Below are 12,291 nucleotides of genomic sequence, written 5' to 3'. Positions count from 1 at the left end.
TCTCCTTTGTCGTTAAACTGACAAGAAAAGTATACCATATCAAACGCAATTTTAAGGGATGATTGTGATCATTCGCAGGAGCCGTTAAAGGCGAATTGTTTTGTGGGCTGACCGTGATTCGCTATACTTGAAGGGAAGAGAAAGAGCAGGATTTTTTTAAGAGAAGGAGGAGACAGATGAAAAAGGTGGATGTACTGATTATCGGAGCGGGTCCAGCTGGTACGGCTGCTGCCTACGGGTTAAAAGCCAAAGGAAAGACAGTGGCGATCGTCGAAGCTGATTTATGGGGTGGCACGTGCCCCAATCGCGGGTGCGATCCGAAAAAACTACTGATGCGAGGCGTAGAAGTCAAAACAGAGGCGAAACGTATGCAAGGCAATGGCGTTCAAGGGCAGGTAGCCATTGATTGGCCGGCACTGATGGCGTTTAAGCGCTCGTATACTGATCGTGTGCCGGAGTCAACCAAACAAGGGTTACTAGCAGAAGGAATCACTACTTACTACGGACAAGCCGCTTTTCGTGATGCCCATACGGTCGTCGTGGACGCCGAAGAGATTCAAGCAGAAAAAATAATCATTGCGACAGGACAGCGTCCAGCCGTACTACCAATCGTCGGCAAGGAGCATTTACAAAACAGTACTGATTTTCTTTCCTTTGAAAAGATGCCAGCAACGATTGCTTTCATAGGTGCTGGATATATTACCTTCGAATTGGCGATGATCGCTCAAGCAGCAGGTGCTGAAGTTCATGTGATTCATCATAATGACCAGCCACTAAAAGGATTTGATGCTGAATTGACCGCAGAAATGGTTCGTTCAATGCAGGACCAAGGTGTTTCGTTTCACTTTAACCAGAACACACAGCGAATCATGAAAGAACAAAACCACTATACAATTCAGACACAAGCGTTGTCTCTCACCGTAGAAGCAGTGATTGGTGCCACGGGACGCAGACCCAATAGCGATCAGCTGCAACTGGAAAAGGCAGGGGTAGAAACGTCAAAACAAGGGATCGTTGTAAATGAGTTTTTGCAGACTAGTCAAACACACATCTACGCAATCGGAGATGTGCTAGCGAAAAAGCAGCCAAAACTGACGCCTGTTGCTAGCTTTGAAGCCGCCTATCTTGTCGAGCATATAGATGACCAGAAAACGCCCATCCGCTATCCGCTAATCCCTACGCTGGTTTTTGGTGCGGAAAAACTGGCAAGAATCGGAATCAGTGAGCAAGAGATTGCCGATCATGCCTCAGAATATCATAGCGAGGTGATGGATCTTTCTTCTTGGTACACCTATCGACGAATCAATGATCAAGAGGCAAAAATCAAATTGGTTTATGACACATCTGATACAATCGTTGCTGTCACGATTTTTTCTGCATTGGCGGATGAGTTGATCAACCACTTCGTTTTTGTGTTGGAAAATCAGCTATCGAAAGAAGCACTGGCACAAATGATTTTTGCCTACCCCACACCTGCTAGCGATTTGTCCTATTTTCTATAAATAAACAAACAAGCCTGCGCTAGTTTCCGCTAGCACAGGCTCTAAATTATTATGTCCGTATTGACTATAGTCTGCCAACCTTAAATGAACCTTAAAGTTAGGCTGGGTTTCATTTAAGCAATGTCTTTGTTTTCTAGTAACCCTAGGTTTAGGCTTTTTTTGAAAGCCGACGGACAGCAACAATCAGTACGATCGATGACAAGAAGAGTCCGATCAAATAGATGATGAAAATAAAATCCGGCTCATAATGCCGATAATTGAATATTTTTATCATAAAAAAGAGAAACGGGATCGCTGCAATAAGGGTTGAAACGAAACGTTTCCGCCATTGTATGAAAAACGATCCAATCACTAGAAAAAGACAAAATGGGACCCAGAAGATCAGATGTCCGATAAGTTCGATTTTTCACACCTCCTAGCAAGTAAAATCATCATAACGTTTCTTCCTAAAAAGCAAGCGTGAATGAAAAAATAATCCCATTAGGCACGTATGAAATTATGAGTGGAGTCTTCTGAAAAGTTCACAAGAAATCTGAGAATTTCAAAAGGAAATGAAAATCGAGCAATTAGGAATGTCCCAATAGTCCGAGACAAGAAAGCACCTGTTGCAGCATTCGTTTTCACTTGAATCCTGCAAGAGGTGCTCTTCCGTAGAAAATCTGGTGCTTTATTCAATTGATATCAAAGAAATGATTAGGAAGGAACGGCAGTCTTTTTTTATGGCAAGATATTCTTACTATACAAAAGGGAAATGATCATACCTATATCCAATAGATCCTTATAATAAAATCCTTTCAGTGGACCAAAGTGTAAGAAAAATCCGAGAATCAGTAATACAAACAGCAGCAGGAAGAGCAGGTTGAAAATGGTCATCAAGCGAAAACTGAAATGCCAATTACTCAAGAAATACTGATATTTGGCTGCTCTGTAAATTTTGTTTTGAATTGGAATTTTCTTGAGTGCAGGGATCGATTCATGATAGGACGTAAATAATTCGTAGTCTTTTTTCGTCAGCACTTCTGAGAAAATGTGCGTCCCCGCTTGAAAGTCGAAATAGCCCCAATGGAATTGTTCTTTATCCTCTGGTGATTCGTGCTTCATCAGCTTTCTTGGCTTGATGGTGAACGCCTTGATGTTCTCATAGGGGTAACTGAAATAGGTGTTACTTTCTAAATAGTCGATGATGACCAGAAAAAGCATTCGGGTTTCTGTGAAAACCAACAAACGATTGCCGCGGGTATCATGAAAGATGTCACGGTATGCTTTTGCTTTCTCAGTTGTTGCATACGCATAGGCGCCAAGCCCTTGGTTGGCGAAGGCGAGGTTTCCATCTGGCGTCAAAGGCAGATAGCCAAGAATCGTTTCGTCTTTTGCTAAAAGCGTCCGAAGCTCCTCTAATAGATCTTGCAAGAAAACATATTGTTTGGACAGCTCGAAGGTTGTTGCTTTTTCTTGTTCAGTTACTTTTATCAGTGATTTATTTTCATTTAAGACTAACTGTTTAAAATCCATCGATAGTCATCCTTTCTTTTAAGCGTTTGCGGCCACGGGAAAGACGATTGTAGATTGCTGAGACATTTAAGTCCGTCTGCTCTGCGATGGTTTCGGGTGATTCCTGATAAAAATAGTAGAGCAGAAAGATCCTTTGATCAAGGGCTTCAAGGTCTTCAATAAAGCCCAAAAAGTTTTCCTTTGTTAAAGGTGATTCTTCAATAGCTAGTTCCTGCTCATCAACAGGTTTTTCTTCCAATGAGCGCTTGTTCAACTTTCGCTTGTGGTCAATCGCACGACTACGACTGATCAAAAGCAGCCAAGTAATCAAGCGGCTTCTGTCAGGTTGATACGCAGCAATCTTTTGCCAAACCTCGTAAAAAACTTCGTTCGCTACATCTTGGCGCTCGCTCACTTCATGCGGTTGGGAGAGGACACTATGAATCGTCCTCAGCATGCTATCACCATAAACAGCTAACAGTTCTTCTAAGCCGGCATAGTCTTTCTTTTTGATTCGTTTAATGATTTCTTCATCCTGCACCTTTTTCACCCCTTCACACTATATACGAAGAATTTTTGTCTTTTCTATCAGAAAAAGAAAAAAACCTCTGTTAACGAGGTTCATGTTCTTTGGCCATAAGATCTGTTGCTAAGCGCTGTGCCAAATACTCCCAAAGAATGCCACCAAAAAAAGCGCCTATCATATAAAGAGTGGCTGCTTGCAGCTCCAATGGATTATTTGCTAGCCGGAAAGAAAACAGCGAGCCGATGATGAATAGGTAGCTGCCAAAAAGCACTTGCCGCCACGAGCGTTTTTTAACAAACTTGCTAATGAGAAAGGTTGAAAGGATCATCAAGAGAATTTGGATGAATGCCAGAGAAGGAAAAAGTGCAAAGTCAGAAACAACCATTTCCCTCAATTGTTGAATCAAGAAAAAGAAAGCAAAGAGAATGAGCCCGCGTGAGAATATACTAAGCCGCAAGGAAGATATTTTTTTTCGCATTGGTTTACTCCTTGAAAGGTTTTCTTTATTATAGCAAATTTTTAGTTAAACAATGTAAAAAGATGAACGAGAAGGTCTGCAAAAAACTTCTCCTAAGTATGCGCTCTTTTAGTATACTTGAAAGAAACGAGTGGATGGACTCGATACATGAGGAGGATTGCATGCCAATGATTCTTTTTGCACCTGCGGTATTCAACTTGGCTGAAACGACACGGATGATCGAAGTCGCTAAACAAATGCAAGGAAATCACCACTGTGAGTTCTTTGGTTTTTCAAAGACCTTTGCTTCACTTATCATTGAAAGTGGTTTTACGTACCATTTATTGACGCCGACTCTGACAGAAAAACAAGAGGAACAGATCATAAAATTAGATCAACTGCGCTCATTCAAAAATCCCTTCACCAAAGAGATGGTTGCTGCGCGTATCCTGAGCGAAAAAAAACTGGTCGACAAGCTTGCTCCTCAGGTGATTGTAACTGGATCGAATGTCACGATCTTTCTATCTGCTCGCAGCAAACAGATTCCCTTAGTCTACGTAAAACCCTATGCGATGAGTGATCCCTTTTTTCGATCAGATAGCGCGTTTATCCCTTCTAGTTTGCGTTTCTTCGGACCGTTAAGGAAACCACTTTGGTATTGGACAAGAAAACAATTGGTAAAATCCCGCTGGATGCCCCGAGCATTCAAACACGCTGCCCAAACAGAAAAACTTTTTATGCCTGAAACGAGCTTACGAATGATGGACGCTGATTTAAATCTCATCACCACTCCTGATTTATTTTTAACGAAAGAGCAGCTGCCAGAAAACTATCAAATCGTTGGGCCGATTTTTGCGAAGCTCGGGTCTTCTTTACCAGACGAAGTGTTGACTTTTATTCAACAAAAGCGGCGGGAAAGAAAACGAATCGTTTATTTTGCGATGGGCAGTTCGGGGAATCCGCGCATGGTGCGAAAAATCTTAGCTTTCTTGCGAAACCGTTCGGAACTAGCGATCATTGCTCCGGTTACGCATCTACTCAAGGGGAAACACAACGTCTCAAAGAATTTGTTCCTGACCGAATATCTACCAAGTCATCTATTGCATGAGCATATCGATTTTTCTTTTATCCATGGTGGGGAAGGGACTGTTCAAACAGCTTGTGCCTCTGGGAAGCCGTTTATCGGAATCGGGATGCACTATGAGCAAAGCTGCAATATTCAGTACTGCGTGGCGTATGGCAATGCAATTGCACTAACAAAACCAGTAACTGTGAAAAAGCTAGAAGTTGCCCTGACTGAGGTTTGTTTACCGAAAATCCGACAACAAGCCTGCCAGCTAAAGAAGCATTTCCCGACAAATGGTCCTCAGAAAGCGATGCAGGAGATTGAACACTTTTTAGAAAAAAACAGTTTTCCTACTAAAAAAAAGAGCGATTATCATTGAGATAATCACTCTTTTTTTAATAGAGATCTAATAGCATCAGCAAACCTGGGACCCACGTAGTGAAGACACCGCAAGCGATCGCAAAATAATGAATTTTACGACCGAAGTTTACCTTCACGATCGTATCCAAAAAGCCGCAAAACCATAACGCTCCCCATGTTAACCAAATCAGTGCAAAAAGGGGATCTTGCTCCCATCGCCAAGAAACCCAGGCAAAAGGCAAGGTATTGATGGCTACGAATAGCGCAAAAATCCCATAAATACGTAGATCTAAATCAAAAAGGTAAATGATCCCTACCAATAAATACGTGAAGGCAAAGAGAAAGCCAGTGCCTGCTTCATAATAAGCGCCTTGAAGCATATAGATTAGATTGATAATGAAAGATAACGAACCTGTAAAAAGATTAATTAAAGCAAGTGAACGATAGTCAATGTGAAGTAAACTTCCCCAGCCGTTGATTATCAAAGTAATTCCTACAAAAAATAAGCCGATCCCTAACATAAAATCCTCCTTTACTTAAATTTAGAATAACAAATTCCAAGAAAAAATAATACCTTTATTTATTTTTATGTCAATAAAAAGGAAAATAATTTTCAAATTTACTATTTTTTGCTGTTAAATTTGATAAAATCAATAACAAAGAGCGCTGCTTGCCGATGTTTTTCTCGTTAAGGGGAAAATTCCAGCGTTTAAAAGGAACTTTAACTCGTTGGAAGAATGGGAAAAGAGGGAGAAACAATAGATTTTCAGTGTATTAATTGGACAAAAAGCTGACGAGGCAGTAGCTTATCGGTTTTTACGAATTTGCAGCAGTGAAGACTGTTTTGCGGAAAGGAGGAATTATGCCGAGAAAAGATCGAATCTTACTTTTTATTGACGAATATATGCAAGCTCAAGGTTGCTCACCTACCATACGAGAAATCTGTGCCAATGAAGAGATAAAAACAACTTCTTTGGTTTATCGTCATTTATTGCGTCTTGAAAAAAGAGGCCTGATTTACCGAGCTTATCGCTTTAAGTCACGTTCGGTTCGTTTTACAGACGAAGGGAAGGCCTATGTCAAAACGTTGCGACAAGCACAAGCCAACGAAGAATAAATAAAACCAAAATAAAAAAGCCTAAGGCTTTTTTATTTTGGTGCACGGTAGCCGGCAGCTTCCGCTTCAGCGATCGTTTTGAACCATTCTTTCGGGTTGGTAGTATCTTCGTAGTATTTAGATCCGGGCAAATGATAGATGCCGCTTCTTGATCCTTTGATCAAACCGTTTCCTTGTTGATCGACATATTCTTTCTGTTTTTCCTCTGTTTCACTGCTTTGAGAAGTGGCTGTTGTCGTGTTGTTTTCACTACTTGTAGCATTCTCCGGCTGCGTCATATCTTCGTTGGAAATCTCGCTGCTACCATCCGCATAGTTGATTGTGACACCATCTTGGATGTTGAAGATATAATAGTTGAATTGGATCGTATCCTCGCCAATAGATTGGGCTTGCATCTGTACCCCACGGGCAACCAGCTCGTCATCGCGATAGATCGGGGTGACGGAATATCGGACATAATGATTTTTATCTTGCTTGAGATAATAGTTGATATCCATTTCTAAGCGCAACATCTCGGGATTGTTCAACTGACTTGTCCCTGTGATCAGATTCTTCCAGTTTGCATTTTCGCCAGCTAAAGCAAAGCCAATCAAGTGGGTTCGATTATATAAATATTTCCCATTGGGGAGCTGTTTATTACGCCAACCTGTCGGTTTCACACTGGAAATATCGCCACGCTTTTCCGTGGGCATCAAGGATTGATTCAACATTGCTTCAGCAGAGGTCGCACGATTGAGGTGATCGAGGTCGCCGTATGCTTCCCAGGCGCCATTTTCAAGGGAAAGATCATCTTCTGAAAACTCAGGAATGTTCTGATTGACTTCAATCGTTTGGGTGCCTTGGTAAGTTAACTGTGCCAGCTCATCTGCACGAATATCCTTAGCAGAAGTGACTGCCACTTCTGATGATGGTGTTTTGTGATTTGGGAATAGATCATTACTGTGTAGGAAACTAAATCCGACTGCTGCGAGTGCGAGAAGCGCAGTGACCGATCCGATAAATGTTTTTTTCTTTGCCATCTTTTTTTGCCTCTCTTTTCATTGATGTATAGTTAGCATAAACGGGGAGTAAAAAAACTGCAACCCATTCATCATACCATTTGCATGGAGCGTTTTACAGAACTTTCAGGTTTCTTTTGCTTTTTGATCTCAAATGTTCTTAACCCACTTTCTTTACCAAGGGAACATGCCTGAATGGTTTTTTTATTTGTAAGTCAAATTTTTCATGTTTTAAAAAAACTATGTGATATAATGAATAAAGTTGTTGCTATTTCCCTTTGATGCTTGTTTTAATAACAGGCATCTCCAGCTGCGGAACGAAATTTCAGCTGTATAGCACGCAACCTTCAAACGAAAGAAATCTGGACAATTTTCTGAACGATTTCCTTTCTTTCTTTGAGCAAAATTACAGGAGAAGGAGTGTATCCCATGAACCAGCAAGAAACCATCTTACATTATTTAAATCAGAAAGACTCTGAAAAATTAAAAGAACTCGTATCAGGAATGGAAGAGCTGCCGCTGTTACAATTGTTCAGCAATTTATCCGCGGATGAAAAAGTGATCGTTTTCCGACTATTACCGAAAGATAAAGCACTTATCCTGTTTGAAGATTTGACACCAGCTACACAACAACACTTATTACGCTCTTTCACCGATGAACGGGCAACCGAGTTTGTGAACGAAATGGCACCAGATGTCCGGGTAAGACTCTTGGATGAGTTGCCAGCGACCGTAACACAAAAACTTTTACAATCAATGGCACCGGATGAACGTGCTGCAACAAACCTCTTATTAGGGTATGAGGCTGAGACTGCTGGACGTTTGATGACACCGGAATTCATCACATTGAAGAAAGATATGACGGTCAATCAAGCGTTAGAAAAAGTGCGAATGCAAGCCAAAGAAAAAGAAACGATTTATACGCTTTATGTTACTGATCAAACGAAAACATTAGAAGGTGTTTTGTCACTGAAAGATCTCTTAATGGCTCAAGGGGATCAACTCATCAGTGAAATCATGTCTCAAAAAGTTATTTATGTTACCACGGACACGGACCAGGAAGAAGCGGCACGTTTGCTAAATGAACTAGATATCATTGCGCTACCAGTCGTAGACAAGGAATCGCGAATCGTTGGGATCATCACTGTCGATGACGCCATCGATGTCATCGAGCAAGAAACGACAGAAGACATGTTTAATGCCGCTGGTTTAGTCGATGTTGCTTCTAATGAAGCAGACCGTAGTAACGTTCTGATCAACGGCACCCTTTGGCAAATTTGGAAAGTCCGATTGCCGTTCTTAGTGATCACTTTGGTTGCCGGTCTTTTAGCTGGGGTAGTCATTGATGAATTTGAACAAACATTGGAATCGGTGGCAGCCGTTGCGATTTTTATCCCTTTGATCATGGATATGGGTGGAAACGTTGGTACACAGTCCTCAACTGTTTTTGTTCGCGGGATGTCATTAGGGCATATTGATCTTTCGACCTTCACTCGCCATTTCTTTAAAGAAGTTTGGATCGGCTTAAGTCTAGGTTTGATCGTAGGGGTCATCTCTGGGGTTGCTGCATCACTTTGGCAAGGAATCCCGATGTTAGGTGTGGCTGTTGGTATTTCGTTAGTTTTTGCCATGACCTTAGCCGCAGCACTTGGTTTCTTAGTCCCGTTTGTACTGATTAAACTAAACATCGACCAAGCAGCCGGTTCGGCACCGATCATCACATCGATCAAAGATATCGCCGGCTTGTTTATCTACTTCGTTTCAGTAAATGTTCTTTTGGGTCATTTGCTTTAGCATACTGTCCGTTCCGGTGGTATAATAAAGCGACATCACATGATGAGCACAACATAGAAAGGGGAAATGTCTTATGACAAATCAAATGAAGCAACATCAACTCGGAGGTTTCTCTTTTTAAGTGCGGCCTCCTAACTAACTGGAGGGAAATCATGGAAAAACAAGGAATTGTGGTCTTTCAGGCCAAAGATATCGCAAAAGTCCGCTTGACCACAGGAGAAGAATGTTTAGCAACGGTTTCAGGAAAATTTCGCCAACAGGCACTAGCGCCAAAGGATTATCCGATCGTTGGTGATTCTGTACAAGGACAGGTGTATGATCAAGATCATTTCTTGATTGATGCTTTGCTGCCACGAAAAAGTTTTTTACAACGAAAAGTAGCTGGAAATCGCACGGACGAGCAAGGCATTGCGGCGAACATCGACACAGTTTTTATTGCAACTAGTGCCAATGAAGAATTCAATTTGGCTCGGTTAGAGCGCTTTGTAACGATCGCTTGGGACAGTGGGGCTAATCCGGTGATTCTCTTGACCAAAGCCGATCAAGTTACTGCTGATAAAAAAGCAGAGCTGCTGCAAGCATTAAACGATGCATTTGGTGTGAAAACATTTGCTACGTCCATTTTTGAACCAAACGAATTGCTGATGGAAACGTATTTTTCTGACAGACAGATCAGCGCATTTATCGGTTCATCTGGGGTCGGAAAGTCCAGCTTATTAAATCAGCTTATGGCGCAAGACGTTCAAAAAACCAATGACATACGAGAGGATAGTCGAGGACGACACACGACGACGAGTCGCCAGTTGTTCACTCTGTCCTCTGGCGCAATGATCATCGATACTCCTGGTATGCGGGAAGTTGGCATCAGTACCGTCCGGTCAGCTTCGATCGACCAATCTTTTGAAGCGATCAGCCAGTATGCTGAAGGTTGTTTCTTCAGAGACTGTCGTCATGAAACAGAACCGAAATGTGCGGTCAAAGCAGCTATTGCTGCCGGTGAACTTTCAGAAGAAGCTTTCGCCCGCTATCGTAAAATGGAAAAAGAACTGGCGTATTTGAAGCGAAAAGAACAGATCAAAGAATTGAAAAAGTAAAAGTTAGCACTCCTTTCTTTAAGAGGAGTGCTTTTTTGTACGTGTTATTTGTACGTGTTAAGAGAGTCTTGTTGAGTAAAGAAGAGGGACGTAGACAATGTCCTTGTGTTTTCACGAAAAGGCGGCCAATTCCACAGGGCACTACATGCTAAGTGGTTGAACTAAGCTAAGAACGCCTGTCTGGTTGCAAGCTACCGTCAAGAAAGGCAGTATAAAAAAACACAGTGGGGTGTTTTCCCACTGTGTTTTGAGCAATGATTTGCCCCTGCCAAGGTATTTCAAGTATAAAGCGTTGATTCTTAAATAGCAACTCGAAAAAAATCGCCTCATTCAGCAGAGCGTAAAATTTTTGCCATGGCTTTTCCTTTCGCCAGTTCATCGATCAGTTTATCTAGATAACGAATTTCTTGAACCATTGGCTCTTCGATCTCTTCTACCCGAATGCCGCAAATGACACCAGTGATCTGCTTTCGTGCGGGATTGAGCTGAGGGGCTTGACTAAAAAAACGTTCAAAAGAAAGCTCTTCATTCATCTGTTGCAGCGTTTCTTGGTCATACCCGGTCAGCCAGGTAATAATCTGATCTACTTCTTCTTTTGTTCGATTTTTCCGCTCTGCTTTGGCAATATATAGGGGATAGACTTTCGCGAAACTCATTTGGGTGATCTTTTGATTTTTCATGATATACTCCTTTAGTCTTTACACAAAGTATACTTTATTTTCTTCGTTTTGCCGAGATTTTCGACACTTGCTGTGTGTCAAAAATAGGCGAGGGGACTAAAGAATGATCTTTTCTTCTTGTTCACGAAACCCTAGAACTTTTTGACGTGACTCGCCATCCCAATAGAGTAAGTCCAAATTCTTATGCAGCATTAGCTGTGTATATAATTCTTTCAGCGTCAGAGCGGGTTTTTTTGGTTCAAAAAATAAAATCAATTGGTTATGGCTATCTTGGGCGATCGTCGTAAAAGGAATCAAGTTTTCTTTGTACATTAAATAAATTCCTTGGTAATCTGCTGCACTCGACGACGTTGTCAGTGCTGTCAAGAGGTCTCTTGCTCTCATAATGAACCCGCCTTTACTGTTTTTTGTCGATAGGCATCGATATCCAACATGATTTTTGTTTTGCCGTACACCGTATACTTTTGCACCACGAATTGACGGCGCTTATTCCAATAGCCGCCCACGGTTAGAAACATGCCGTCATCAACATCCCCTAAAAAATTCAAACTGTGTTTCGCAATCAAACAGTTGGTGGTACCTAGTGTAAAGCGGACCAAAGGGGAGGGGGCAAAGGAGACGATTCTTATTTTTGAGACAGATCCTTTTTGTGTTTCCATCATTTCTTCCTCCTTTAGTTTAAGTAGTGTAAACAGTTGTATTATTCGCTGAGATCAAACCATTTTCTTTCTTCGTAGAAAGCAACGTGACGAATCTCATCATAATGGATTTTTTCCGTTGTTTCTCCCGTCAAATAAATGCCTAATGGGTCATAACCGCTGATTTTCCCGATAATATCTGGAGGATAGCCGCCTTCTTCATTAACTTCTTCTCGTTGGATCGCCACAGTTAGGTTCTTTTTCATGGCTTCAAATAAACACTGATTGATTTCTTCCGTTGTGAGTGACGGCTTAGGTGGACAATCAAACTTACGTGTCGGTTCCTCTTCAATTTCAGTTGTATGCTCAGATAAAAAGAATCCTTGCCACTTTAGCTTTTTTCGATCTTCATATGGTTGTAGCATACCCATAGCAATCACCTCTTATCTATATAATACAAACATACGTTCTCTTTTGTAAAGCGAACAGATTTTTAAATTTCTGATTCTTCTATGAAACATTTGAAAAGCGCATCAAACAAGGGGCTAGTGGTGGGTATCGTTTTTTT

At 41.5% G+C, this 12,291-nt stretch carries 14 protein-coding genes; 5 read left to right on the top strand and 9 right to left on the bottom strand.

The genetic code is table 11. The features are described from left to right. Window positions 1–176 precede the first annotated feature (176 nt). Window positions 177–1,502, top strand: a complete 1,326-nt coding sequence (locus tag IGK85_RS08235) for a dihydrolipoyl dehydrogenase family protein (RefSeq protein ID WP_008379964.1) — start codon at window positions 177–179, stop codon at window positions 1,500–1,502. Window positions 1,503–2,219: 717 nt separating this feature from the next. Here IGK85_RS08235 and IGK85_RS08230 read toward each other — a convergent pair. The 3 genes from IGK85_RS08230 to IGK85_RS08220 form a co-directional block, all read right to left on the bottom strand. Beyond that, window positions 2,220–3,014: a hypothetical protein gene (locus IGK85_RS08230; protein ID WP_005235915.1), complete on the bottom strand. Its 795-nt coding sequence runs from the start codon at window positions 3,012–3,014 to the stop codon at window positions 2,220–2,222. After that, window positions 3,004–3,543, bottom strand: a complete 540-nt coding sequence (locus IGK85_RS08225) for a sigma-70 family RNA polymerase sigma factor (protein WP_051013026.1) — start codon at window positions 3,541–3,543, stop codon at window positions 3,004–3,006. Before IGK85_RS08225 ends, IGK85_RS08230 begins: the two co-directional genes overlap by 11 nt. A gap of 61 nt (window positions 3,544–3,604) precedes the next feature. Beyond that, window positions 3,605–3,997 carry a hypothetical protein gene (locus tag IGK85_RS08220; RefSeq protein WP_008379958.1) on the bottom strand — a complete coding sequence of 131 codons (393 nt, stop codon included), beginning with the start codon at window positions 3,995–3,997 and terminating at the stop codon, window positions 3,605–3,607. A 161-nt stretch (window positions 3,998–4,158) separates the two neighbouring features. Here IGK85_RS08220 and IGK85_RS08215 point away from each other — a divergent pair, with 161 nt between their 5' ends. Beyond that, on the top strand, window positions 4,159–5,421 hold the full coding sequence (locus IGK85_RS08215) for a glycosyltransferase (protein WP_008379956.1): 1,263 nt from the start codon (window positions 4,159–4,161) through the stop codon (window positions 5,419–5,421). A gap of 16 nt (window positions 5,422–5,437) precedes the next feature. Here the strand turns inward: IGK85_RS08215 and IGK85_RS08210 are convergent, their stop codons facing one another. After that, a complete protein-coding gene (locus IGK85_RS08210; protein WP_008379954.1) occupies window positions 5,438–5,923 on the bottom strand; it encodes an AmiS/UreI family transporter in 486 nt (161 codons plus the stop codon). 341 nt (window positions 5,924–6,264) lie between these two features. Between IGK85_RS08210 and IGK85_RS08205 the strand changes: the two genes are divergently transcribed. Beyond that, on the top strand, window positions 6,265–6,519 hold the full coding sequence (locus tag IGK85_RS08205; RefSeq protein WP_008379952.1) for a LexA family protein: 255 nt from the start codon (window positions 6,265–6,267) through the stop codon (window positions 6,517–6,519). 32 nt (window positions 6,520–6,551) lie between these two features. On the opposite strand, the gene IGK85_RS08200 is transcribed toward IGK85_RS08205, so the two are convergent. Then, complete coding sequence (locus tag IGK85_RS08200) at window positions 6,552–7,538, bottom strand: DNA/RNA non-specific endonuclease (protein ID WP_008379949.1); 987 nt, start codon at window positions 7,536–7,538, stop codon at window positions 6,552–6,554. Window positions 7,539–7,946: 408 nt separating this feature from the next. Between IGK85_RS08200 and mgtE the strand changes: the two genes are divergently transcribed. Then, a complete protein-coding gene (gene mgtE, locus IGK85_RS08195; protein ID WP_008379946.1) occupies window positions 7,947–9,311 on the top strand; it encodes a magnesium transporter in 1,365 nt (454 codons plus the stop codon). A gap of 152 nt (window positions 9,312–9,463) precedes the next feature. Beyond that, window positions 9,464–10,405 carry a ribosome small subunit-dependent GTPase A gene (gene rsgA, locus IGK85_RS08190; RefSeq protein ID WP_008379944.1) on the top strand — a complete coding sequence of 314 codons (942 nt, stop codon included), beginning with the start codon at window positions 9,464–9,466 and terminating at the stop codon, window positions 10,403–10,405. Window positions 10,406–10,731: 326 nt separating this feature from the next. Here the strand turns inward: rsgA and IGK85_RS08185 are convergent, their stop codons facing one another. The 4 genes from IGK85_RS08185 to IGK85_RS08170 form a co-directional block, all read right to left on the bottom strand. Next, window positions 10,732–11,085, bottom strand: coding sequence for a DUF2200 domain-containing protein (locus IGK85_RS08185; RefSeq protein WP_008379942.1), 354 nt, complete (start codon window positions 11,083–11,085; stop codon window positions 10,732–10,734). Window positions 11,086–11,181: 96 nt separating this feature from the next. Further along, entirely contained in the window at window positions 11,182–11,469 is a 288-nt protein-coding gene (locus tag IGK85_RS08180; RefSeq protein WP_008379940.1) for a hypothetical protein, read from the bottom strand. Continuing rightward, window positions 11,466–11,744, bottom strand: a complete 279-nt coding sequence (locus IGK85_RS08175) for a hypothetical protein (RefSeq protein ID WP_016611786.1) — start codon at window positions 11,742–11,744, stop codon at window positions 11,466–11,468. Before IGK85_RS08175 ends, IGK85_RS08180 begins: the two co-directional genes overlap by 4 nt. 41 nt (window positions 11,745–11,785) lie before the next feature. After that, entirely contained in the window at window positions 11,786–12,154 is a 369-nt protein-coding gene (locus tag IGK85_RS08170; RefSeq protein WP_008379938.1) for a hypothetical protein, read from the bottom strand. Window positions 12,155–12,291: the final 137 nt, after the last annotated feature.

It is taken from the genome of Enterococcus sp. AZ015, from assembly GCF_050499225.1.
GTDB classification, from domain to species: Bacteria; Bacillota; Bacilli; order Lactobacillales; family Enterococcaceae; genus Enterococcus_D; species Enterococcus_D entomosocium.
The sequence above is the reverse complement of the archived record's forward strand: the minus strand, read 5'-3'. Positions and strand labels throughout refer to the sequence as shown.